The sequence below is a fragment of the Mesorhizobium sp. BE184 genome, assembly GCF_031457045.1.
Lineage (GTDB): Bacteria > Pseudomonadota > Alphaproteobacteria > Rhizobiales > Rhizobiaceae > Mesorhizobium.
The window spans coordinates 694,845-716,433 of the sequence record NZ_JAVDVU010000002.1 but is presented as its reverse complement, the minus strand read 5'-3'; the positions used below and the strand labels follow the sequence as shown (position 1 = coordinate 716,433).

At 62.7% G+C, this 21,589-nt stretch carries 22 protein-coding genes; 8 read left to right on the top strand and 14 right to left on the bottom strand.

Annotated features, from left to right (window positions below; translation table 11 throughout):
• The first annotated feature begins 14 nt into the window (after positions 1-14).
• Genes J2X35_RS11565 through J2X35_RS11540 form a run of 6 tightly spaced genes read left to right on the top strand, consistent with a single transcriptional unit; the run spans position 15 to position 6,672 of the window.
• Complete coding sequence (locus tag J2X35_RS11565; RefSeq protein WP_056113645.1) at positions 15-1,406, top strand: sugar ABC transporter substrate-binding protein; 1,392 nt, start codon at positions 15-17, stop codon at positions 1,404-1,406.
• Positions 1,406-2,347, top strand: a complete 942-nt coding sequence (locus J2X35_RS11560; protein WP_310185487.1) for a sugar ABC transporter permease — start codon at positions 1,406-1,408, stop codon at positions 2,345-2,347. Before J2X35_RS11565 ends, J2X35_RS11560 begins: the two co-directional genes overlap by 1 nt.
• Positions 2,344-3,177, top strand: coding sequence for a carbohydrate ABC transporter permease (locus tag J2X35_RS11555; RefSeq protein WP_056113650.1), 834 nt, complete (start codon positions 2,344-2,346; stop codon positions 3,175-3,177). The genes J2X35_RS11560 and J2X35_RS11555 overlap by 4 nt, the downstream gene beginning before the upstream one ends.
• Complete coding sequence (locus tag J2X35_RS11550) at positions 3,174-4,232, top strand: ABC transporter ATP-binding protein (RefSeq protein ID WP_310185483.1); 1,059 nt, start codon at positions 3,174-3,176, stop codon at positions 4,230-4,232. Before J2X35_RS11555 ends, J2X35_RS11550 begins: the two co-directional genes overlap by 4 nt.
• Positions 4,229-5,008 carry a GntR family transcriptional regulator gene (locus J2X35_RS11545; protein WP_056113656.1) on the top strand — a complete coding sequence of 260 codons (780 nt, stop codon included), beginning with the start codon at positions 4,229-4,231 and terminating at the stop codon, positions 5,006-5,008. The genes J2X35_RS11550 and J2X35_RS11545 overlap by 4 nt, the downstream gene beginning before the upstream one ends.
• Positions 5,009-5,037: 29 nt before the next feature.
• Positions 5,038-6,672 (top strand): arylsulfatase, encoded by a 1,635-nt coding sequence (locus tag J2X35_RS11540; protein WP_310185479.1) that lies wholly within the window; start codon positions 5,038-5,040, stop codon positions 6,670-6,672.
• Positions 6,673-6,685: 13 nt separating this feature from the next.
• Here J2X35_RS11540 and J2X35_RS11535 read toward each other — a convergent pair whose 3' ends face one another.
• The 8 genes from J2X35_RS11535 to J2X35_RS11500 are packed head-to-tail and all read right to left on the bottom strand — an operon-like array spanning position 6,686 to position 14,164.
• Positions 6,686-8,191: a tripartite tricarboxylate transporter permease gene (locus J2X35_RS11535; RefSeq protein ID WP_056113661.1), complete on the bottom strand. Its 1,506-nt coding sequence runs from the start codon at positions 8,189-8,191 to the stop codon at positions 6,686-6,688.
• Positions 8,182-8,649: a tripartite tricarboxylate transporter TctB family protein gene (locus J2X35_RS11530; RefSeq protein ID WP_310185476.1), complete on the bottom strand. Its 468-nt coding sequence runs from the start codon at positions 8,647-8,649 to the stop codon at positions 8,182-8,184. Before J2X35_RS11530 ends, J2X35_RS11535 begins: the two co-directional genes overlap by 10 nt.
• 30 nt (positions 8,650-8,679) lie before the next feature.
• Positions 8,680-9,654, bottom strand: coding sequence for a tripartite tricarboxylate transporter substrate binding protein (locus J2X35_RS11525; RefSeq protein ID WP_056206839.1), 975 nt, complete (start codon positions 9,652-9,654; stop codon positions 8,680-8,682).
• A gap of 37 nt (positions 9,655-9,691) precedes the next feature.
• On the bottom strand, positions 9,692-10,084 hold the full coding sequence (locus tag J2X35_RS11520) for a cupin domain-containing protein (protein ID WP_310185474.1): 393 nt from the start codon (positions 10,082-10,084) through the stop codon (positions 9,692-9,694).
• Positions 10,074-11,135, bottom strand: a complete 1,062-nt coding sequence (locus J2X35_RS11515; RefSeq protein ID WP_310185472.1) for a Gfo/Idh/MocA family oxidoreductase — start codon at positions 11,133-11,135, stop codon at positions 10,074-10,076. Before J2X35_RS11515 ends, J2X35_RS11520 begins: the two co-directional genes overlap by 11 nt.
• Positions 11,135-12,007 carry a hypothetical protein gene (locus J2X35_RS11510; RefSeq protein ID WP_310185470.1) on the bottom strand — a complete coding sequence of 291 codons (873 nt, stop codon included), beginning with the start codon at positions 12,005-12,007 and terminating at the stop codon, positions 11,135-11,137. The genes J2X35_RS11515 and J2X35_RS11510 overlap by 1 nt, the downstream gene beginning before the upstream one ends.
• A 4-nt stretch (positions 12,008-12,011) precedes the next feature.
• Positions 12,012-12,842 (bottom strand): phosphoenolpyruvate hydrolase family protein, encoded by an 831-nt coding sequence (locus tag J2X35_RS11505; RefSeq protein WP_310185468.1) that lies wholly within the window; start codon positions 12,840-12,842, stop codon positions 12,012-12,014.
• Entirely contained in the window at positions 12,839-14,164 is a 1,326-nt protein-coding gene (locus J2X35_RS11500; protein ID WP_310186132.1) for a Tm-1-like ATP-binding domain-containing protein, read from the bottom strand. The genes J2X35_RS11505 and J2X35_RS11500 overlap by 4 nt, the downstream gene beginning before the upstream one ends.
• 64 nt (positions 14,165-14,228) lie before the next feature.
• Between J2X35_RS11500 and J2X35_RS11495 the strand changes: the two genes are divergently transcribed.
• On the top strand, positions 14,229-14,897 hold the full coding sequence (locus J2X35_RS11495) for a GntR family transcriptional regulator (protein WP_310185467.1): 669 nt from the start codon (positions 14,229-14,231) through the stop codon (positions 14,895-14,897).
• A gap of 9 nt (positions 14,898-14,906) precedes the next feature.
• Here J2X35_RS11495 and J2X35_RS11490 read toward each other — a convergent pair whose 3' ends face one another.
• Both J2X35_RS11490 and J2X35_RS11485 read right to left on the bottom strand, forming a co-directional pair.
• Positions 14,907-15,494 carry an invasion associated locus B family protein gene (locus J2X35_RS11490; RefSeq protein ID WP_310185464.1) on the bottom strand — a complete coding sequence of 196 codons (588 nt, stop codon included), beginning with the start codon at positions 15,492-15,494 and terminating at the stop codon, positions 14,907-14,909.
• 10 nt (positions 15,495-15,504) lie between these two features.
• On the bottom strand, positions 15,505-16,617 hold the full coding sequence (locus J2X35_RS11485) for a YadA C-terminal domain-containing protein (RefSeq protein ID WP_056113693.1): 1,113 nt from the start codon (positions 16,615-16,617) through the stop codon (positions 15,505-15,507).
• Positions 16,618-16,803: 186 nt separating this feature from the next.
• Here J2X35_RS11485 and J2X35_RS11480 point away from each other — a divergent pair, with 186 nt between their 5' ends.
• Positions 16,804-17,463 carry a hypothetical protein gene (locus J2X35_RS11480; RefSeq protein ID WP_310185462.1) on the top strand — a complete coding sequence of 220 codons (660 nt, stop codon included), beginning with the start codon at positions 16,804-16,806 and terminating at the stop codon, positions 17,461-17,463.
• 42 nt (positions 17,464-17,505) lie between these two features.
• Here the strand turns inward: J2X35_RS11480 and J2X35_RS11475 are convergent, their stop codons facing one another.
• The 4 genes from J2X35_RS11475 to J2X35_RS11460 all read right to left on the bottom strand — a co-directional run bounded on the left by J2X35_RS11475 (position 17,506) and on the right by J2X35_RS11460 (position 21,562).
• Positions 17,506-18,135, bottom strand: coding sequence for a LysE family transporter (locus tag J2X35_RS11475; RefSeq protein ID WP_310185460.1), 630 nt, complete (start codon positions 18,133-18,135; stop codon positions 17,506-17,508).
• A gap of 132 nt (positions 18,136-18,267) precedes the next feature.
• Positions 18,268-19,368, bottom strand: coding sequence for a helix-turn-helix transcriptional regulator (locus tag J2X35_RS11470; RefSeq protein ID WP_056113702.1), 1,101 nt, complete (start codon positions 19,366-19,368; stop codon positions 18,268-18,270).
• Between the two features lie 4 nt (positions 19,369-19,372).
• Positions 19,373-20,455, bottom strand: a complete 1,083-nt coding sequence (locus J2X35_RS11465) for a helix-turn-helix transcriptional regulator (protein ID WP_310185458.1) — start codon at positions 20,453-20,455, stop codon at positions 19,373-19,375.
• Positions 20,456-20,464: 9 nt separating this feature from the next.
• The gene (locus J2X35_RS11460) at positions 20,465-21,562 is read right to left on the bottom strand and encodes a helix-turn-helix transcriptional regulator (protein ID WP_310185455.1); all 1,098 of its coding nucleotides are present in this window, start codon (positions 21,560-21,562) and stop codon (positions 20,465-20,467) included.
• Positions 21,563-21,589 lie beyond the last annotated feature (27 nt).

Here is a 21,589-nt window from a genome sequence, read left to right as displayed (position 1 = left end):
GAAGGGAGGCTCTGATGGACACTTTCAAGCTGAATAGACGCCGCGTTCTGGCCGGCATTGCCGGCTCGGCAACTGGCATCCTGGCGATGCCGTATCTCACCCGTTCTGCCTTTGCGCAGGACGCCGATCTGGCGCCATACCAGTCGGCAAAGCTGGACTGGCGCCAGGCCGAAGGGCAGAACATCACCGTGGCGGTCATCCCCGCCGGCTATTTCGACAATCTGGTCGCGCTGGCCCCGCAGTTCCAGGCGCTGACCGGCATCAATGTCCGCTTCGAGAAGGTGCCGCCTGCCCAGATCCGGCAGAAGGCCGTTCTCGATCTCACATCCGGCACCGGGACCTATGCGACCCATGCCGCCGATCCGATGTACTACCCGCTCTACGCCGCCAATGGCTGGGTCGAGGACCTGACGCCATACCTTGAAGACCCGAACCTGACCGACAAGGCCTGGTTCAAGCCTGAGGACATCGTTCCGGCCTGGACAGCCGCCAACACCATCGACGGCAAGCTCTATGGCGTTCCTTACGATGGCGAGGTCACGCTCCAGGTCTTGCGCAAGGATCTGCTGGATTCCAAGGGTCTGAAGCCGGCTGACGATATGGAAACCTTCATCGCCAACGCCAAGGCGTTGCACGATCCAAACAACCGTCTATGGGGTACGGCGCTGCGCGGTCTGGCTGGCGCAGGGCAGAACATCTACATCTATTCGTCGATCTTCCGCGAGTTCGGCGGCGACTGGCTGCCGGGCGGCAAGCTGACCGTCAACAGCCCCGAGGCGGAGGCCGCGCTCGCCTGGTATGTCGACACCATGAAGACCTACGCACCGTCCGCCGCGCAGAACTGGAACTGGCCGGATATCGCCGACGCCTTCTCGCAAGGCACGCTGGCGAGCTACATCGATGCGCATTCCTCGGCCTCCGTGGTCAACAATCCGGAGAAGTCGCAGGTCATCGGCAAGGTCACCTATGCCCGCTGGCCGAAAGGACCGTCCGGCAAGCGGGTCTCCTCGATCTGGAACTGGGGTTTCCCCATCAATGCCAAGTTGACCGACGAGCAGAAGAAGGCGACCTGGCTGTTCATCCAGTGGGCCGCCAGCCCGGAGACGCAGATCCGTACGTCCTACAAGTTCACCGGGCCTTCGAAGCGCTCCGGTGTCAACCGGCTCTCGCTGTGGGAGGACAAGGGCTACATCGATACGGTCAGCAAGTTCGGCGACAATTTCGTCGAGGCGACGCTGACCGCGCTCAAGGAAGATACCGATGTCGACTGGCGGCCGCGCGTTCCGCAATGGCCCGGCATCGGCGATGTCGTCGCGACGGCCGTGGCCTCTGCACTGGCCGGCCAATCGACGCCCAAGGCGGCGCTCGACGCGGCGCAGGAGCGCGTTGCCTCGATGATGCAGTGATGCCCGAGGCAGGCGCTTTTTCGAGCGGGGAGCCGGACGGGCTCTCCGCTCAAAACCTCGACCGCCTCGAGCGGCTGCGGGAGAAGCGCTTTGCCGGTGCGCTTCTGGCGCCGGCCTTGCTCGCTCTGCTGGCGACAACGACCTTTCCGCTGTTTTTCCTGGTCTGGATCAGCGCCCAGCGCAAAGACCTGGCCATGCCCTTCATGGACGGCTTGGTCGGCCTCGAGAATTACCGCCAGTTGCTCGGTGATCCGCGCTTCTGGGAATCGCTCGGCCTCAGCATGATCTACACGGTTTCCACCGTCGTGCTGCAGGTGGCGATCGGACTGGCGCTGGCGCTGCTGCTGATGAAGATGAAGCGCGGCCAGACGCTGTTCCGCATCATCGCCATCCTGCCGGTGGTGCTGTCGCCCGCGGTGGTCGGCATGGTCTGGCGCTCCTTCATGCTGACGCCGGAGTTCGGCGTCATTGACTATCTTTCGATCACCGCCGGTTTCGGCAGCAGGAACTGGCTGGGCGATCCCACGCTGGCGATGATCTCGGTCATCGTCATCCACACCTGGCAATGGACGCCCTTCGCCTTCATGGTGCTGCTGGCGAGCCTCGCAGCACTGCCGGAAGACATTTACGAGGCCGCGCGCATCGACCGCGCCAATTCATGGCAGCGCTTCACCCGCATCACCCTGCCGCTGCTCCGGCCGGCCATCGTCATGGTCGTCATCATGCGCACCATGGTGGCTCTGACGGCCTTCGCCGCGATCTATGTCGTCACCGCCGGAGGGCCGGGGACCGCGACCGAAATCCTCAACCTCTATGCCTACAGGAAGTCGTTCACCGAGCTTTCGCTCGGCTACGGTTCGGCGCTGGCGGTCGCGCTGCTGATCGTGACGGTGCTCATTTCCTTCGTGCTGTTCCTGCTCAGAAGGGAGCGCACGGCATGAGGCACCTGCGCTCCGCCGCCATCCTGATCGGCGCCCTCGTCTTCACCTTCGCCTGGGTATTCCCGATCCTGTGGAGCGTGCTTAACTCGTTCAAGACGGAGCAGGATATTCTCGCCTATCCGCCGAAGCTGTTCTTCGAACCGACGCTCGCGGCCTACCGGCAGGTCCTGTTTGGCGCGCAGTCGATCCTGCCCAATGTCTGGAGCAGCATCGTCATCTCGGTCGGCACCACGGTCATCACCATGATCCTGGCGGTTCCGGCGGCCTATGCGCTGGCGCGGCTGCAGGTGCCGGGAAAGAAAAGCGCCGGCTTCTACATCCTCGTCACCCAGATGCTGCCGCCGGTGGGAATCATCATCCCCTACTTCCTGGCGCTCCGGAACATCGGCTGGATGGATACCTATCACGGCATCATCATCATCTATCTGTCCTTCTCGCTGCCTTTCGCGATCTGGCTGATGGTCTCCTATTTCGAGGACGTTCCGTGGGAGATGGAGGAAGCCGCCGCCGTCGACGGCGCCGGCCGGCTGACCACGCTATGGCGCATCATCATCCCGCAAGTGAAGGGCGGCATCGCCGTCACCGTCGTCTTCGTGTTCCTGAACGCCTGGAACGAGTTCCTGTTCGCCGTCGTGCTCAGCGGCAATACGGTGAGGCCGGTCACCATCGCCATGTTCAATTTCGTTTCGGTCGAGCAGACGCTGTGGGCCCAACTAGCGGCGGTCTCGGTCGTCGCCATGCTGCCTGTGGTCATTCTCGGCATTGTCGCGCAGCAGCACATCGTCAAGGGCCTCACCGTTGGCGCCGTGAAGGGAGGGGGTCGGCGATGACGACACAAGGTCAGGTCAGGCTCGAAAACGTCGCCAAGTATCACGGGCAGGTGGCGGCATTGAAGAATGTCGAGCTGGACATCCGGCCGGGCGAGTTCTTTGCCCTGCTCGGGCCGTCCGGCTCCGGCAAGAGCACCACGCTGCGGCTGCTGGCCGGTCTCGACAAGCCGACGCGCGGCCGCATCCTGTTCGACGGCGCCGATGTCACTGCGAAAGGCGCGCAGGACCGGGACGTCGCCATGGTGTTCCAGAGCTACGCGCTCTACCCGCATATGACGGTGGCGCAGAACATTTCCTTTCCGCTGGAAATGGAAAAGACTCCGAAGGCCGAAATCGCCGGCCGCGTCCAGGAGGCTGCCCGCAAGGTGCGGATCGAACACCTGCTGGACCGGCGGCCGGGACAGCTTTCGGGCGGCCAGCAGCAGCGCTGCGCGCTGGCGCGCGCCATCGTGCGCCGGTCCGGCCTGTTCCTGCTCGACGAGCCGCTGTCCAACCTCGACGCCAAGCTGCGACTCGAAACGCGAACCGAGTTGAAACGCCTTCAGCGCAGCCTTGGCGTCACTACGGTCTATGTCACCCACGACCAGGAAGAAGCCCTGACGCTGGCCGACCGCATGGCGGTGTTCATGGATGGCGAAATTCGCCAGATCGGCAGTCCGGCCGAGGTGTTCGCCCGGCCGAATTCCATCGAGGTGGCGGCCTTCATCGGCAGCCCGCCGATGAATTTGATGAAGGCGACCTTGACGGACGGCGTGCCGTCCATTGATGGCCGGCCGCTCGATGTGAAGCCGGTGTCCGGCTCCCGGGAGGTGATTGTCGGCGTGCGCCCGTCCGCGGTGCGGATCGGCGGCGACGGCATCCGCGCGACGGTCGATCTCGTCGAGAACCTCGGCGACAACGCGATCCTCGATCTGAGCTATGAAGGCGGCACGGCGCGGGCCCGCGTCGACGATGCGGCGGACTATGCCGAAGGGCAGACCGTCGCCATGTCGTTCGATGCAAAGAACATCCATCTGTTCGATGCCGCAAGCGGCCGGCGCCTGGAGGTCCAGTGACCGTGAAGGACAATCCGGCGATCTTCGCTTCCGAAATTGACAGCGCCAGCCGCGTTCCGCTGCATGTGCAGGTGCGCCGGCTGATCCGCGAGAAGACGATAGACGGCGCTCTGGTCAACGGCGAAGGCCGGCTCAAGACCGAGGCGGAACTCGGCGAGATCTTCGGCGTCAGCCGCATCACCATCCGCAACGCCATCCAGCCGCTGGTCGATCAGGGCATGTTCTCGCGCACCCGCGGCAAGGGCACCTTCCTGCGCAGTTCCGAAATCGAGAACTGGGGCGGCACGCTGATCGGTTTCGTCGAAAGCGGCGACGAAGCCGGGTTCGAACCGGTCGGCGAAATCCTGCATCAGGGCATGACCAATCGCCATGACAGCGACGTCGCAACCCTTCTGAAGGAGCGCGCCGTCTTTGAACTGCGCCGGCTGCGCTCGGCCGACGGCACGCCGGTGGCGATCGAGCAGGCCTTCTATCCGCCTGACATCGGTGTCGAGCTTGCCGCACGCGACCTGACCGACGCGGCGATCTACCGGATTTTTGAAGAGGAACTCGGCTTCGAGATCAAGGAAGCCCGGCAGACGATCGGCGCAACGCTTGCTGATGCCCAACAGGCGGCGCGGCTCGGCGTCAGACAGGGCCATGCGCTGATTTCTGTCGAACGCCTGACCATCGACCGCGAAGGCCGCCCGCTGGAGTTGCTGCGCGCCGTCTACGTGCCGGAACGCCATCAGTTTTCCATCACGCTGACGCGCCGAAACGCCAAGCCCAGCGCCTAACGACCCAAGTGCCCAGCCGGAGAAAAACCATGGAAAAGACAAGACCCGACATCGTCATCATCCTGAATGACGACATGGGTTTCTCCGACATCGGCTGCTACGGCGGCGAGGTCCAGACGCCCAACCTCGACCGGCTGGCTATGGATGGACTGCGCTACTCGCAATTCTACAACACCGCGCGCTGCTCGCCTTCCCGCGCATCGCTGATGACGGGCCTGCATCCGCACCAGACGGGGATTGGCATCCTCACCTACGACACCGGCCCGGAAGGCTATGCCGGGGACCTCAACCGCAACTGCGTCACCATGGCGGAGGTTCTGCGCGCGGCCGGCTACGGCACCTATCTCAGCGGCAAGTGGCATGTCGCCAAGAACCTGACCGAGCCGACGGATTCGTGGCCCATGCAGCGCGGTTTCGACAAATTCTACGGCACGATCATCGGCGCCGGCAGCTTCTACTACCCGAACACGCTGACGCGCGGGAACGACAATATCGACCATGAGGCGGCAAACGATCCGGAGTTCTTCTACACCGACGCCATCAGCGATCAGGCCGCCGCCTTTATCCGCCAGCACCATGAGGCGACGCCGGACAAGCCGCTTTTCCAGTATGTGACCTACACCGCGCCGCACTGGCCACTGCATGCGCATGACGAGGACATCGCCAAATACAAGGGTCGTTTCGACGCCGGCTGGGACAGGCTGCGCGAGCAGCGGTTGGAACGGTTGGTGCGCGCCGGCATCATTGATGCGTCGTGGACGCTGACCGATCGCGACCCGACGCAGCCGCCATGGGAAACCGCCGAGCAGAAGGAATGGCTGCTGCGCTGCATGGAAGTTTACGCGGCCCAGATCGACCGCATGGACCAGGGCATAGGGCGCATCATCGCCGCGCTTGAGGAAACCGGCCGGCTGGACAACACGCTGGTCATCTTCCTGTCCGACAATGGCGCCTGCGCCGAGGACATCCCAGAAGGCGTCGATGTCCAGTCGCTGGTCGATGATCTGAGGATCGCCCGGTCCGAAACGCGCGATGGCAGACCGGTGCTGCTTGGCAATGATCCGACCGTCATGCCGGGAGCGGAGGATACGTACCAGAGCTATGGTGTCGCCTGGGCCAATCTCTCCAACACGCCCTTCCGGCTCTACAAGCACTGGATCCACGAGGGCGGCATCGCCACACCGCTGATCGCTCACTGGCCGAACGGCATCGCCGAAAAGGGCGGCTTGCGGCATACGCCCGGCCAGTTGCCCGACCTGATGGCGACGGTGCTGGAAGTGAGCGGGGCGCAGTATCCGCGGACATTTGAAGGCCGTGAGATTCAACCGCTGGAGGGCATCAGCCTGGCGCGTTCGTTCCCGTCCGACCAGGACCGGACCGAGCCGCTATTCTGGGAGCATGAGGGCAATGCCGCGGTGCGCGTCGGCAAATGGAAGCTGGTGCGCGAATACCCGAAGGACTGGGAACTCTACGACATGGAGACCGACCGCACGGAGATGCGCGATCTCGCCTCGGCGCATCCTGAACGTGTCAGCGCCATGAAAGCGCAGTACCACGAATGGGCCAGACGCTGCGGCGTCATTCCGCGGGAAAAGATTCTCGAAGAGATGAAGAAGCTGGGCGGCACGGCATTCTGGGAAAAGGAGGACGAAAGCGTCGGTTGACGGGGCTCTCGTCCTAAGTTTCTTCTTCGAAAATTTCGCCACGCCGTTGCCGCATCGCCGGCAGTAAAACCAGGATCAACAGCGCCCCGGCAGCGATCAGCATCGCCGCCGAGAGCGGACTGGTGAAGAAGGTCGACACGTTGCCATGCGAGAGTTGCATGGAACGGCGCAAATTCTCTTCCATCATCGGGCCCAGGATGAAGCCGAGAAGCATGGGCGCTGCTTCGCAACGCCAGCGGTAAAAGAAATACCCCAGCACGCCGAACGCCGCCCCGAGATAAATCTGGAAGACGCTGTTCTTGATGCCGAACAGGCCGATGCAGCAGAAGAGCAGGATGGCGGGAAACAGCACGTTGTAGCGCACCCTGAGCAGCCACACCCAGATCGAGATCAGTGGCAGGTTGAACACCAGAAGCATCAGATTGCCGAACCACATCGACACGATGAGGCCCCAGAACAGCGCCGGCTCCGTCGTCATCACCTGCGGTCCGGGCTGGATGCCGTGGATCATCATGGCGCCGATCATCAGCGCCATGGTGCCGTTGCTGGGAATGCCGAGCGTCAGCATGGGAATGAACGCGGTCTGCGCTCCGGCATTGTTGGCCGATTCTGGTCCTGCGACGCCTTCGATCGCCCCTTTTCCGAAACGTTCCGGATGCTTGGAAATCCGCTTCTCGATCATGTAGGAGGCGAAGGATGCGAGCATGCCGCCGCCGCCTGGCAGGATGCCGAGCAGCGAGCCGGCAATCGTTCCGCGCGCGATGGCGGGAACCGACGCCTTCACCTCGTCCTTCGTCAGCCACAGGCCCTTGACCTTTTCGGTGACGAGTTGGCGGTTGGAATTCTTGTTGGCGCCGACGATCACGTCGGTGAAGGCGAAGAAGCCCATCGCCAGCGCGACGAACTCGATGCCGTCGGATAGCCGCAGCACGCCGAAGGTGAAGCGCTGCGCCCCGCTTCCCGGATCGGTTCCGACAAGTCCGAGCAGCAGCCCGAGAACGATCATGGCGAGGGCTTTCAGGATCGATCCCTGGGCCAGGATGATCGAAGCAATGAGCCCGAGCACCATCAAGGAGAAATATTCCGTTGGTCCGAATGTAAGCGCTACCCGGGCCAGCACGGGCGCGAAGGCGGCCACGATCAAGGTGGCCACTGAGCCGGCGACGAAAGAGCCGATGGCGGAGATCGCCAGGGCGGCGCCGGCGCGGCCCTGTTTCGCCATCTGGTGACCGTCCAGGCAGGTGACGACGGAGGCGACCTCGCCGGGTATATTCACCAGGATCGAAGTGGTCGAGCCGCCATAGCTCGCGCCGTAATAAATGCCGGAAAGCATGATGAGCGCCGACACCGGTTCGAGCTGGAACGTTATGGGCAAAAGCATGGCGATCGTCGCCAGCGGCCCCAGTCCGGGCAGCACGCCAATGGCGGTGCCGAGCACCGCGCCGATCAGGCAATAAAAAAGGTTTGCCGGCGAAACCGCCGTCATGAAACCGAGGCTGAGATGTGCGATCAGATCCATGACGGCAAATCCGGCCACAGAGGAATGAACAGGTTCAGGCCGTAGATGAAGATGGCCACGCACATGGCCAGCAGCACCACCGTCAGCACCGCCACGCGTTTCAGACTGAAACTGTCCGATGCCGCCGATGCCACGAACACAAGAAGCAGAACCGCGACCGCCAGACCAAACTTCATCAAGGCGACCGCAAAACCGACGACGGCAAGTGTGATCAGGAAAAGCGACTTGGCTTCGAACTTCTCCTGTGGCTCCGCATCATCGGAACCAACAAGGCTGCGTCCGAAAATGACCACGCCGAGCAGTGCGAGAATCCCGCCCAGAACGACCGGGAAATATCCGGGACCCATACGGGACGCGGTTCCCATATCGTAGTCGAGACCCCGCCAGACGGCGAACGCCCCGACCACGAGAAAGAACAGGCCGGACTTCATGTCAGCGCTGAAGTGCTTGCCGGTCACGGCCTGCTCCTCGGGATATCAGCGAACAGATCAGCTGAGCGATTCAACGATCGGCTTCCATTTGGCCAGCTCGTTCTCGATATGCATGGTCATCGCGTCAGGCGTCGTCTCTGTAACCGGATTGGTCGCCACGGCCTGCAGCTCCTCCATGAACTTCTTGTCGGAAATGGCGGCGCCGGCCGCTTCAAAGAGTTTTGCCCTGATATCGTCCTGCAGGCCCTTGGGCGCGGAAATGCCGAGGAACGTTTCCGACACCAGGCCAGGAACGGTGTCCGCGGCTACCGCCAAATCGGGATGGGAAGCGAGCTTCTTCTCGGAGCAGACCGCAAGGATCTTCAGCTGTCCTGATTTCTGGTACGGCAACACCGCGCCGATCACTTCGACCATCATTTGCAGACGGCCGGCGACAATATCCTGAAGCGCCGGCGCGCCTCCCTGATAGCCGACATGTTCGATCTGCAGCCCGCCGGCCAGCTTCTTGAAAAGCTCGCCGGTCAGATGCGCCAGCCCGCCGACGCCGCCGCTGCCGTAGAACAATTCGTTAGGCTTCGCCTTGATCAGGTCGATCATCTCGGCGAGCGTGTTCGCCGGGACCTGCGGGTTGACCACGATCGCCCAGGGCTGCAGCGTCAACAGCCTGATGTGGGTGAAATCCTTGATCGGATCGAAGGAAACATCCTTGCCGGTCAGCGGCGCGGTGACATGTGTCGAGGCGCTGGCGAGCTGAAGCGTGTGGCCGTCGGCCGACGCTCTCGCCACCTCGCCGCTGGCGATCGCGCCACCGGCGCCGGGCGTGTTGTCGACGACAACCGGCTGGCCAAGCTGCTTGCTCAAAAGGTCGGCGAAGCGACGGGCGATGACATCCGAATTGCCTCCCGGCGCAAAGCCGACGACGAACTGGACGGGCCGGCTTGGATAGGCGCCCTGCGCCAAAGCCATGCCCGGAACTGTCATCGTGTAGGCGACGGCTGCGCCGCCCGCTGCAAGGAACTGCCTCCGATTCATGATATTTCCCCTTTGTTTTTGTTGAATGGTTTCGGTCTCAGGCTTGGCTGCTGTCGCCATCTCCAATGACTTGCGTCGAGCGGTAGGCGCTGGAGAAGGTGATGGCGAGTTCGGCCATGGTGCTGCCGACGTTGCGTGCGTTGTGGACGACATTGGGCGGGATGACGATGACATCGCCATCCTGCATTTCGACTTCCAGATCGTTCCAGCTATGGACGATGTGCCCGCGGATAACGGTGAGGACCTCCTCGCAATCGGGATGAAGATGGCGGTCGTTCATCTGGCCGGGGTTGATGAAGCACAGCCCAGTGGTGAGTTCTTCCGAATTGCCTTGGCTTGCCGAGACGTGCCAGACGAGACGACCCCAGTCTGTGCGCACTTCGTCATGGTCGCCGACGCGCGCCACGATTGGATTTTGATCAGACGCCATCAGGCTCTCCTATGCGTACTTTTTCACCGTTCGAAAGCAGCGCGGCCTCGTAGACCCGCGTTACTTCCAGCGCCATTTCGAGCGTCCCGTTGCTGGCTGGAACGCCATCCAGGACCGAGGTGCAGAAATGGTCGAGTTCGCCCCACACGCCCTGCGTGAACACGGCCTTGTTTTCGAGCGTGTTGAGACCGTCCTGCGCTTCCCAGACGATAGCCCCGCCTTCGAGGCCAGCCGGCGCAAACGATGTGCCGGTGGCGTACTGGAAATGGATGCCGCGCTGGTAGACGAGCCGTCGCGCGTTCTCGATCTCGATGCAGCGCTCGCCGGCATAGATGTGGTAGCGCTCGAAGGGCTGGAACTTCGGGCCGCCCTGGGCGAGGTGCAGGTTGCTTACCACGCCGTTGCGGTGCTCCAGTACGCACGTCCCACCCAGACCGTCCGGGCCCCGAAATACCGTCACCGAGGCGACAGGTCCGCCCAAGGCCAGCAGCGCCGAAAGCGGATGGCAGCCATTGGCGAGCCAGTCGCTGGACAGGCCTTGCTCAAGCACCTCGCGCCCGTTCGCCGGGATGGACATCGGGTAGATGCCGAGCACGCTCCTCAGCGGCGAGGTCTTGTCTTCGCCCAGGAGTTCCCTGGCCTTGAGCAAAGCGGGCATGAACGCCTTCTTGTAGCCGACGACGGAAACGAGGCTGCCGCGCGCGGCGATCATCCGTTCCACATCCGCGGCGCGCATCGCCGCCGGCTTTTCCACCCACACATGCAACCCCGCGGCGAACGCCTCGCAGGCGAGTGTCGGATGCATCTGCGGCGACACGCAGATCAGCACGGCGTCGAGGGATTCTGCACGGTACATGTCCGTACTCGTGCGGTAGGCGCCGCAGCCATACTGCTTTGCCGTCGCGGCACATTTCTCGTCGTCCGGGTCGGCCAACGCCACCAGTTCGACCGGAAGGTAGGTCAGCGTCGGCAGGATGTTGCGGTAGGAATGCGACCCAACCCCGATGACGCCAAGTCGAATGCGCCGTGCCAAATCGCGCTGGTATTCCATCAGTTCACCCCCGCAATTTCGGAGCGCAGGAAATCGATGTCGCGTCCGGTTACCTGTTCATAGTCATAATTGGGCCGTGGCTGGCCATGCTGCGGCGGGTTGAGACAGATGACCGGCGAGACGCCATCCGCCACCACCCGGCGCGCTATCTCGACGACTGGCCAGCTCGCTTCCTCCAGCGCGACGTTCCAGGCCAGCGCATCGCCGCCCGGCTCCGCCGCGCCGCCCTTGAAATGGCAGTATTCGATCAGCGGCTTCAGCCGATCATAGACGGCGACGGTCGGGAACTCACCGGTCGACCACTGGTTCTGGACGTCCCAGGTCAGGCCGACCTTCCCCTGGCGGTCCAGCGCCTCGAAGAAGTCGAGAAACTCGTCTGTCCGCGCCAGGAAGCACTGCCGGACCTCGTTCTCGATGGTGGGGCGAAAGCCCGCCTCATGGAAGCGGTCGACGGCCTCGCGATAGACATCGAACACCCAGTTATGTTTTCGCTGCAGGCTTTTGACGGCATTGCCGTTGTCACGCTCGAGGAATTGCGCCGCCGTCATCCGGATCAGCTTTGGCTTGAACACTTTCGCCAACGCGATGACATGGTCGATCTTGCCGAGCTGTTCGCGGCCAAAGATCTCAAGACCCTTGTCGATGGAATCGAAGAAGATCGAGGTCGACAGGCAGTAGACCTTCTGGCCGGACCGCTCGATTTCCGCCTGCGCCCGGGCGGCAAGATCGAGCGGGATATCAACGGTCCAGTGGCCGTAGATCTGGTTCTTGATGTCCATCCAGACCAGGTTCCTGGCGCGGTGATAGGCAAGCTGCGCGTCGAGATCGTCCCCGCCCATGGAATTCAGGATCGTGAGATCGGCACCTGGCATGGGTTCAAGCCGTCCCGATCCTGATATTCTTGAACCGGCGCATGTTTTCGGTCATCGCCGTTTCGGTCGGCAGGCGCTCCATGCTCGACGCGCCGAAGAAACCGGCCACGCCCTTGGTGCGGCTGAGAACCTTCGCGGCATCCTCGGCCGTTGCGATCGGCCCGCCATGGCAGATGACGATGACATCGTCGCGTGCGGCCCGCGCTGCATCATGGATTTCCTGCACCCGCACGATGGCGTCGTCCAGGCTGAGTGTGGTGCGCGCGCCGATGGCGCCGGAACTGGTGAGCCCGACATGGGCGACGATCAGGTCGGCACCGGCACGGGCCATCGCGTCGGCCTGTTCGGCGTCGAACACATAGGGGGAAGTCAGCAGGTCGAGCTGGTGGGCCGCCGCGATCATGTCGACTTCGAGCTGGAAGCCCATGCCGGTTTCCTCGAGGTTCTGGCGGAACATTCCATCGTAAAGGCCGACGGTCGGGAAATTCTGCACCCCGGTGAAGCCCATGTCGGCAAGCTGGCGCAGGAACAGCGGCATGCGGCGGAACGGATCGGTCCCGCACACGCCGGCCAAAACCGGCGTGGATTCGACGATCGGCAGCACTTCGCGCGCCATGTCGACGACAACCGCATTGGCGTCGCCATAGGGAAGCAGGCCGGCAAGCGATCCGCGCCCGGCCATGCGGTAGCGGCCGGAATTGTAGATGATGATGAGATCCGCGCCGCCCGCCTCCGCGCACTTCGCCGAAAGCCCGGTGCCTGCTCCGGCGCCGACGATGGTGCGCCCTTCCTCGACCTGGCCGCGAAGCCGCCTGAGCGCTTCCTCTCTCTTCATCGATTGAACCCCTTCTTTCGGCCGTCTTGATTCGATCCCTGGACAAGTTCTGCAAGCCGGTCGGCCATCGCATTGGCGAAATCGGGATCGTTGATTTCGGTGTCTACCTCGCGAAGGTCGATGCGCGGATTGAGGTTTTCCCGCAGGGCTCCGATCAACGCCTTGTCGGCCTCCGGATCATGGAACGGTTGGCCTTCGCGCGCGATCATCGAGATGCCCCGCAACGGGACAAACACGGAGAGAGGTCCGGTGGCCTTATTCAGTCGTTCTGCCACTCGTTTCCCCAATTCGGCGCATTCCTCAGGCGTGGTGCGCATGAGGGTGACAGACGCATTGTGCTTGTACAGCCGGCGCGAGCGGAATTTTTCGGGCACCGTGTCCCAGCCGCCAAAATTGACCATATCCAGAGCGCCGAGGCTTACGACTTGCGGTGTTCCCGTTGCCCCAGCTGCTTTCAGCCGGTCAGGGCCGGCGGAAAAAACGCCGCCGACGAGTTCGTCGGCCAGTTCGGTCGTCGTTATGTCGAGCACGCCGGCCAGCATTCCTGCGCGCACCAGCGCTTCCATGGATTGGCCTCCGGTGCCGGTCGCATGGAACACAAGGACTTCGTAGCCAAGGCTCTCAAGCCTTTGGCGGGCTGCCTGCACGCAAGGCGTCGTCACGCCGAACATGGTTGCGCCGATCAGGGGCTTCTCGGTGACAGGAGCAGCCGGCCGATCCTTGACCATTCCTGCGATGGCGCCCGCCGCGTTGCCCAGGATAACGCGGGAGAGCTTGTTGATTCCCGCTATGTCGACAACAGAATACATCATCGTAATGTCGAGGGCGCCGACATAGGGGCGCGTGTCGCCGGAGGCGACGGTGGAGACGATCAGCTTCGGCACGCCAACCGGCAGTTCTCGCATGGCTGCAGAGATGAGCGTCGTGCCGCCGGTTCCTCCCAGTCCGATTATGCCATCGAGCCGCCCTTGCTCATAAAGAGCGGTAATCACTTGCGCCGCTCCGCGCGACATGGCTTCGACGGCTATTCCCCGGTCATCTGCCGAGGCGAGCTTGAAACCAGCCGCCTTGGCGACTTCCTCGCGAGTCACATCGGGCTTGAAGGATGGTCGTCCCTGGGAACCAGCATCGACAACGCGTGGTGTGATTCCGCGGCGTTTGAGCTCATCTACGAGGAATTTGTACTCCTCGCCTTTCGTGTCGAGAGTGCCGAGCAGAACAACTTGAGTCATCGTCGCACCTGCGGTTTGCCTTGTATACAAAATTTGGTATACCAGATACCAAATAGCGTCAATGGTGATTTGCCTCCTGTTGTGAGACATATTCACGGACTTGGGCCTGTGGGACGCGGGTGATTCCCGCAGCCGGCCGTTGTGAAAGAAACCGATGAAGAATGATCTGAAACTGGAAATCCAGACCGTGAATCAGCGCGCCTACGAGCGCATCCGCGAGCTGATCGTAACGGGGGAACTCACCTGGGGCGCAAGGTTGGATGAACGCATCCTTGCCGAGCGTCTCGGGATAAGCCGGACACCCGTCAGGGAGGCCATCGTGCGGCTGGGCAATGAGGAAGTTATCGAGCGCCGCCCCTATCAGGGCAATGTCGTGCGCTCTTTTACGCAGAGCCAGATCGTCAATCTTTTCGACGTAAGGGCGGAAATGGAAGCGCTTGCGGTTCGCCGTGCGGCTGAGAATGGATCGGCGGCCGATTTCGACGTTTTAGAGGACATCGTGCGCCAATGTCATGCGGCGCTTCACGCAGGCGATCTTGTCGAATTCGAGAAACGCGATCAGGAATTCCATCAGCAGATCGCCGCCATCTCGCGCAACGAGACGCTTATCCAGTGCCTCAATCGGCTTGGCCTGCAGATCCAGCTTGCCCGACACCGGGCAAACCTGCTGCTTGATTTCCCGATGAGCACGATCGAAGACCGGGAGCAGATACTTGCCGGCTTGAGAAAAGGCGACGGCGCGGCCGCGGAACAGGCCATGCGCCGCCATATCGACCGCTCACGCAACAGCGCACTGCGTGGGTCTGTCGAACCGGCAAACTAAACGGCGAGGTCAGTTCGATTCTGCTGTTTTCCCGGGTCCTTTCCCGGCTTCGGCCTGGGGCTTTTCCGCCGGAACCACGCCGCTGAGGAAGGCTGCATACTGGGCTGAAAATCCGTCGAGGGGATAGTCGAAGGCATAGAATGTGCTGCCCGCATGCGGAGAGAAGGCAAGCTTCAACTGCGCGCCACGCTTCAGCTGAGCCAGGAGATCCGGCGACAGCGGGGCAAAGCCCACGCAACCGGGAGCCTCGCAATAGAGCGACTGGGTGGGAAAAGCCGGCTTCCCGTCGATCTGCAGGAGAATGCCTTTTTGCAGATTGACGCCGAGCGGCACCAGATACTCGACCACGATCTTCTTGCCGACCTTATAGATCAGCAGCCGGGTGACGAGTTGGCCGCTATTGGTCTGCGTAAACCCGAGTTCGCATTTGCCGTCGGCCGCGCAATTCAGCCGCCACCCGCTCTTTTCGGCCAACGGTTCCTGCTGGGCGAATGCGCCAGTGCCGCCCGCAAGGAGCAGCGCGGTAAAAAAAGTGGCCGAACGAAATTTTCGTCCGGCCACAGCTGGGTTTGTAGAGCGATGAGTTTGACCGGCCATGGCCGGTGGATCAGAATTCGACGGCCAGACCGCCGCCGGCGCCGAACTTCTTGTCGTCTGTACCGCCAAGCGTCACGCGTCCGACGACGTTTTCGCTGAAGCGGGCATTGGCGCCGAAGGCGTAGCCGAAGCCGCCCTCGAACGTGCCGACGCCCATGCCGACCGAAAAATTCTTGTTGGAGCTGAGCTGGGGGATGTTTGACATCGCCATGGCCAGCGATACGCCGCTGTAGGCGGTATCGAGGTCGGACTGGATCGAGTTGAAGCGGTCGAGGACATCGCCGCCCAGCTTGTTCATCGTCACCGCGCCGTCCTGGATAGTGCGGGTCGAGACGGAATTGTCCGCCATTTTTTGCTCGGTCACGGCCAGATCGGCGATCTTTGTCGTGGTGACCGCACCGTCCGCGATCTTGACCGTGGTCACCGCGCCATCGGCTATCTTTGCGGTCGTCACAGCGCTGTCCTGGATCGTGCGCGTCGATACCGAGTTGTCGGCAAGGTCTTCTTCCAGGATGGTGCCGTTCAGAATCTTGTCCGTCGTAACGGAATTGGCCGCGAGCTTGGTGTTGGTCACCGCGCCATCAGCCAAATCCTCGGCCAGTATCGTTCCGTTCAGGATCTTGTCTGTTGTAACCGCATTATCCGCCAGCTTGGAATTGGTGACCGCCCCCGCCGCGATCTTGCCGGTCGTCACCGCTCCGTTGGCCAGATCTTCCGTGGCGACACTGCCGTTCTCGATCTTCTGCGAGTTGACCGAATTGTCTGCAAGGTCGTCATTGCCAACCGCGCCGTCCTGGATCTTGTCCGACGTTACGGCGTCGCCGCCGAGTTTGGCATTGTCGACCGCGCCATCGGCCAGATCCGAGTTGCCGACCGAACCGTCGACGATTTCGGCCCCCGTCACGGAATCGAAGGCGAGGTCGTCGTTGTTGATCGACTGGTTGCAGATGATCTCATCGCCCCCTTCAGCCGTATCCACGGTGAAGGGGTCGAGGCCGATGAGGTCAATCACGACCCGCGGGCCGCAGTAGGTTCCGGCCATGGCCGCATTCGAGAAGCACGCAGCGATTGCCAGTGCGCTGAACCCCGTCAGCAGCGAAATCTTCCTGGATTGAAAGTTCATTATAAGCACCCCTTCGCGTTCCCTGTCCCGTCGCCCTCGATCGCAGGATAGCGACCGTGAAGGCAGATCGGGGCCAGTGTGTTGATTCCGCCGCCGGGCAACAGTCGGCATTTGCCGACTGTTGCGGGCGTTCCGTTGCGTTATGACATTTATGCCACAGCTTGGGTGCATCGGATGACGCAGGATATGACCCAACGATACGACGGCGCCGCTGTCCGTTCCCATGCCAGAGGCCCCGGCTATGCCGCGGCGTTGGCGGGCTGGATCGTGTCGGTGGCGGTCTCGGTCGGCCTTGTGCTGTTCCTTGCCAGCCCGCAGGGCATGGACCTACCGGGCAACCCCTTTTCCCGCCTGACCGAACCGGCTGGGCCGAAGTTCACCGTCGCCATGAAGACCGTCAGGCCGGGCGAGGGTGGCCTGAAGACCGGGGACCAGGCACGGGCTTCATCCGAAACGGAGCGGGCGCTCGATCCGCTGCGCCAAGCGCTGGGGACGCCGAAGCCAGCCATCGCGCGGATCAACGCCTTGATCGCACTCGGCAACATCCTGAGGGACTACGCCGCCAGGACAAAGACCTATCCCAGTTCGCAGATGAAGCTGGTGCCCGCCGCCGGCGCGCTGGCGATATTGAAGGATGGCGAATTCGAGAAGAATGTGCCGACCTCGATCATAAACGAGATGCAGTATGTTTCGGATGGCAGGTCCTACAAGGTCATTGTGCTGGGATCGGGTGACTGCGCCGTCGTTCGCGCACTCCGGCCGTCGATGGTCGACCCCAAGCGATCGGCCGGAGACCTGGACTGCATCGCCTACGGCACCTGGACCCCGGCGGGCCGAGAATTTTGACCATACGCGGTGCATCAAAATGACGGCCTGTCGCAAGGCTTGTCAGGTAGTGAGGGCGCCGACCACCGCAGTTGAAGCATACCAGATCAGCAGCAGTCCGGCACCGATGCCGAACGGCCTGCGGCAGCGCATATAGAGCGCGCTGGACGAGGCAGCCGATATGCCGATGGCGACCAGGCCGAACCAGCAGGCGGCCACCAGGAAAACGGTGAGCGCCATCGCATGTGCCGGGATGCTGTTCTGGCTGTAGTCCAGTGTGACGGAGGCAGAGGCGAAGAAGACGGCGCTCAGCGGGTTGGTGAGCGCGGTCAGGAATCCCAGGCCGAAATGCGGCTCCCGCACGGGCCGAGGCGCCGGTATCTCGGCCTCCCGCATGGTGCTGCCGATCAGCCGGGCGCCGCCCGCCAGAAGCATCGCGGCGAAGATGATGGTGGCGAAGAAGTGGAAGGAAGCATTGGTGAACAATACGGCGCAACTGCTCGCGGCCAGCAGCGCAAGCAGGCTGGCGCCTGCCGCGACGCCGCCTGCCGTCGTCACCGCCGCCATGCGCGAGCCGGCCAGCGACGCGCGCGCGACAATCAGGAAGTTGGGCCCGGGAATCATCGCCAGCGTGGCATAGGTGCCGGCGAAGGCCAGCATGCCGGACGCTTGCGCGCTTTGAATGTCGAACATCGGACGCCGCTCCTCGCGTCGTCCGCCCCCCGCCAGGGCTGCGCCGCGTCGAACGGCAATCTGATCCGGAGAGATCGACCGGCCTAGTCGGCAAATGCCGACCGTCGCGGCTTTTTTCGCACTGGCCTTGATCTAGAAGCCGAGCGGTGAGGCTGTCTTCAGCAGCGCCACCAGGTCGCTCTGCCGGTGCGTGCCGGTTTTGGCGAAGAGCCGCTCCAGATACGTTCGCGCGGTCTTGACGGTGATGCCGTTCTGCACCGCCGCATCGTTGACCGACGCACCGGAGGCGAGCCCGATTGCCAGCTTCACCTCCGCTGGGGAGAAGTCGAAGAGCCCGGTCAGGATGGAAGCCTGCGGCACCTGGAGATGCGCGCCCACGGCGGTCGCGGCAATCAACATGTCGCCGCTCGAAAAAATATCATGGGCGGAACGGCACAGCGGCAGGATATGTACGACACAAGCCTGCGTGGTTTCGCTCGCGGCGACCGGGATGGATCGTACCACCGGCCGGTCGTGAGGGGCGGAAGCCTCCACCGCATTCCTGAAAAGCGTTTCAGCCGCTGCGTCGGCAAGAGCCACGCGCCCGAAAGCGCGAGGCAGGAACAGCGAGGCGGCTGCGTCGAACAGGATATTGGTCGCCAGAACCTTGCCGGATTTCTGCAGAACCGCCGCGGGCAGGCCGATCGCCTGCAAGGCCGAGACAGTTGCTTCCGCCCGTTCGAGCCGCAGTTTCGCTGCCATCAGCCCGGACCGCGCAAGATGCGGCCGTGTTTTGTCCAGCATGGCGAGCGCTTCGGCCGAATGGCGGCCCTCGCCTGCGCGGCGCTCGAATGTGAATGAGACGACCTCGCCGCTGAATAGTGGTATGACTGTGGTCGCCTGGGCTTCGAGCCCCAGTTCACGGAGGCTTCGCGCCACGGAATCGCCGGCCAGCTGCTCGGCTGACATGTGGTCGTTCAGATACTGGAAACTCGAAAAATCGCCCGTGATGATGTTCTTGAACAAAGCCTCCGCCCGGCGGCTCTCGCGCCATCGTTCGGTTGTCGTGAATTCGTGCAGCGATGCCCGGGTGTAATCCGTCGTTCTATAGAGTGGCGGCTGATCGATGCCGCTGAAGACAAGAACCGCCCCCGAGACGGAGCCGGACATGGCCGCCATGTCATCCAGCACCGAAGGCCAGAATTCCGGCACGAAGGCCGCTTCATAGATGCGATCGATCAGCGGGACCGGCATGGGCTCACGACAGAGGTGCGGTTGATTTCAGCAGAGCGACCAGCTCGCTCTGCCGGTGCGTGCCGGTTTTGGCGAAGATGCGTTCGAGATAGGTGCGTGCGGTCTTGAGTTTTATGGAAGCGGACATCGCGGCATCGTTTAACGATGTACCGGCGGCAAGAGCAGTCGCCAACTTCGCTTCCGCGGGTGACAGATCGAAGAGGCCGGTCAGAATCGACGGCGAGGGAACGAGGTTGCTGGCCGAAACCATGGTGGCGGCGATGATGACATCGCTTCCCGAAAAAACGTCGTAGGCGCTTCGCCGGATTGGCAGGACATGGATGACAAGCGGCTGCCTTTCGACGGTTGCCGCCAGAGGAATGGAGCGAATTGCCGTAAAGTGCCCGTCGGACAAGGATTGGATGGCATCGCGGACCATGTCGTCCGCCCGCTTCACGGCCACCGATATTTGGTCGAACGCACGCGGCAGAAAAACCTCCGGCAGCGCTTCGAAAAGCGAATTCGTTGCCCGCACCTTGCCGGATGCGCTCATCACCGCCGCCGGCAGGCCGAGCGCCTCGAGTGCCGAAACCGTTTCGCGCGCCCGTTCCAGTTGAAGCCTGGCGGCGATCAGCCCGCCGCGAGCCAGATGCGGCCGCAACTCGTCAAGCCGGTCGATCTCGTCCTGTCCCGGCTTGCCTTGCGCGACCCATCGTTCAAACGTCACACCGACCACTTCGCCCGTCGGCATGGGAATGAGCGTGCCGAGCTGCCAGCCGAGGCCGATCCTGCCCATGACCTCATAGGCAGGATCTGCGGCGAGCTGGCCGGCATCCATGTAGTCGTGGTCGCACAGAAAACCGGCATGGTTCAGTTCCAGGAGGACCTGAGGCCGCATACATCGCCGCCACATGCCGCTCGCCATGAAGTCGTCCATGACCGGACGGGTCACGTCGGTGGCTTGCCAGCGTGGCGTGGCGCTATCGGTGATGAGCTGGAACTCGCCGCTGACCGAACCGGTCCGGACCGCGATTTCCTGCAGCGTTTCAGGCCAAAGCTCGGGAACGAAGGCGGCTTCGTAGATGCGGTCGATAACCGGAGCCCACATTCCACCACCTCAGGAAAAAGGAGATATATTCTTCAACAGGCTGATGAGCTCGCTCTGCCGGTGTGTGCCGGTCTTTGCGAATATCCGTTCAAGATACGTTCTTGCCGTCTTGGCCGTGACTTTGCTCACGGTCGCAGCGGCCTGCAGCGATGCGCCCTCGGCAAGCGAGGTCGCCAGCCTTGCTTCGGCCGGCGACAGATCGAAAAGCGTTGCCAGGATGCCGGTCGATGGCGGCGAGCCGCCAGCACCGACCATGGTGAGCGCGACAATGACATCGGCGCTTCCAAAAATATCCCGCGCGAAGCGGTAGAGCGGCAGAACATGGAGAACGCAAGCGGGCCGGCCTTCATCAGCCGGTATGGCAATGGACCTGACCGGGGGGCCGTTGGGACCGCTGCGCACCGCGGCCTGGAACAGCGCATTGGCGTTCTTGTCGGCGATCGCCATGCCCTCGAAAGCAGTTGGAGAAAAGATCGCGGTCTGCATCTCCAGCAATTCATTCGAGACGAGCACGCGGCCGTTCGATGTGAGAACTGCCGCCGGCAGGCCAAGCAGTTGAAGCGTCGAGACGGCAGTCTGCATCCGTTGCAGCCGCAGGCGCGCGGCAATCAAGCCGGCGCGGGCCAGATGCGGCCGCATGCGGTTCAGTTGCAGGAGCTCGTGCTCGGATGGCCTGTCGGTAGCCTGCCAGCGATCCATCGAGAACAGCACGATTTCCCCCGTCGGCATTGCGATGAAGGAACCGACCTGGCCGCCTATGCCAAGCGGTTCGGTGAGGTCGAGCCGGGCACGGTTGCCCTCGATCGCTTCCGTCGGAAAGTAGTCCCGGTCATAGATGAACGCGGCCGGCGGCATCATCGAAAACAGCAACTTCACCTCGGAGCTGTTCTGCCAGCCATCGTTGGCGTCGAATGTTTCCAGCACCGGCCGGATTCTATCGGTGGCGACGAATTTCGGCGAGGTGCGATCCTCGAACACGATGAACGAACCGGAGGCGGAATTCGAAAGGTCGCACAGCGACTCCAGTACGTCGGGCCACAGCTCAGGCACAAAGGCCGCTTCGTAAATGCGGTCGGAGAGACCGCTTTCAGGTTCAGCAAGGTTCATGTCGTCCAAACCTGAAGCCGTTGTCCA

Coding starts and splice junctions, on each gene's coding strand:
- J2X35_RS11500 (WP_310186132.1), bottom strand. CDS start 14,164: ATGTCTCACAACAGGAGGCAAATCACCATTGACGCTATTTGGTATCTG.
- J2X35_RS11465 (WP_310185458.1), bottom strand. CDS start 20,455: ATGTGGGCTCCGGTTATCGACCGCATCTACGAAGCCGCCTTCGTTCCC.
- J2X35_RS11460 (WP_310185455.1), bottom strand. CDS start 21,562: ATGAACCTTGCTGAACCTGAAAGCGGTCTCTCCGACCGCATTTACGAA.
- J2X35_RS11505 (WP_310185468.1), bottom strand. CDS start 12,842: ATGAAGAGAGAGGAAGCGCTCAGGCGGCTTCGCGGCCAGGTCGAGGAA.
- J2X35_RS11510 (WP_310185470.1), bottom strand. CDS start 12,007: ATGCCAGGTGCCGATCTCACGATCCTGAATTCCATGGGCGGGGACGAT.
- J2X35_RS11470 (WP_056113702.1), bottom strand. CDS start 19,368: ATGCCGGTCCCGCTGATCGATCGCATCTATGAAGCGGCCTTCGTGCCG.
- J2X35_RS11475 (WP_310185460.1), bottom strand. CDS start 18,135: ATGTTCGACATTCAAAGCGCGCAAGCGTCCGGCATGCTGGCCTTCGCC.
- J2X35_RS11495 (WP_310185467.1), top strand. CDS start 14,229: ATGAAGAATGATCTGAAACTGGAAATCCAGACCGTGAATCAGCGCGCC.
- J2X35_RS11535 (WP_056113661.1), bottom strand. CDS start 8,191: ATGGATCTGATCGCACATCTCAGCCTCGGTTTCATGACGGCGGTTTCG.
- J2X35_RS11480 (WP_310185462.1), top strand. CDS start 16,804: ATGACCCAACGATACGACGGCGCCGCTGTCCGTTCCCATGCCAGAGGC.
- J2X35_RS11490 (WP_310185464.1), bottom strand. CDS start 15,494: ATGGCCGGTCAAACTCATCGCTCTACAAACCCAGCTGTGGCCGGACGA.
- J2X35_RS11555 (WP_056113650.1), top strand. CDS start 2,344: ATGAGGCACCTGCGCTCCGCCGCCATCCTGATCGGCGCCCTCGTCTTC.
- J2X35_RS11515 (WP_310185472.1), bottom strand. CDS start 11,135: ATGGAATACCAGCGCGATTTGGCACGGCGCATTCGACTTGGCGTCATC.
- J2X35_RS11560 (WP_310185487.1), top strand. CDS start 1,406: ATGCCCGAGGCAGGCGCTTTTTCGAGCGGGGAGCCGGACGGGCTCTCC.
- J2X35_RS11540 (WP_310185479.1), top strand. CDS start 5,038: ATGGAAAAGACAAGACCCGACATCGTCATCATCCTGAATGACGACATG.
- J2X35_RS11550 (WP_310185483.1), top strand. CDS start 3,174: ATGACGACACAAGGTCAGGTCAGGCTCGAAAACGTCGCCAAGTATCAC.
- J2X35_RS11520 (WP_310185474.1), bottom strand. CDS start 10,084: ATGGCGTCTGATCAAAATCCAATCGTGGCGCGCGTCGGCGACCATGAC.
- J2X35_RS11525 (WP_056206839.1), bottom strand. CDS start 9,654: ATGAATCGGAGGCAGTTCCTTGCAGCGGGCGGCGCAGCCGTCGCCTAC.
- J2X35_RS11565 (WP_056113645.1), top strand. CDS start 15: ATGGACACTTTCAAGCTGAATAGACGCCGCGTTCTGGCCGGCATTGCC.
- J2X35_RS11485 (WP_056113693.1), bottom strand. CDS start 16,617: ATGAACTTTCAATCCAGGAAGATTTCGCTGCTGACGGGGTTCAGCGCA.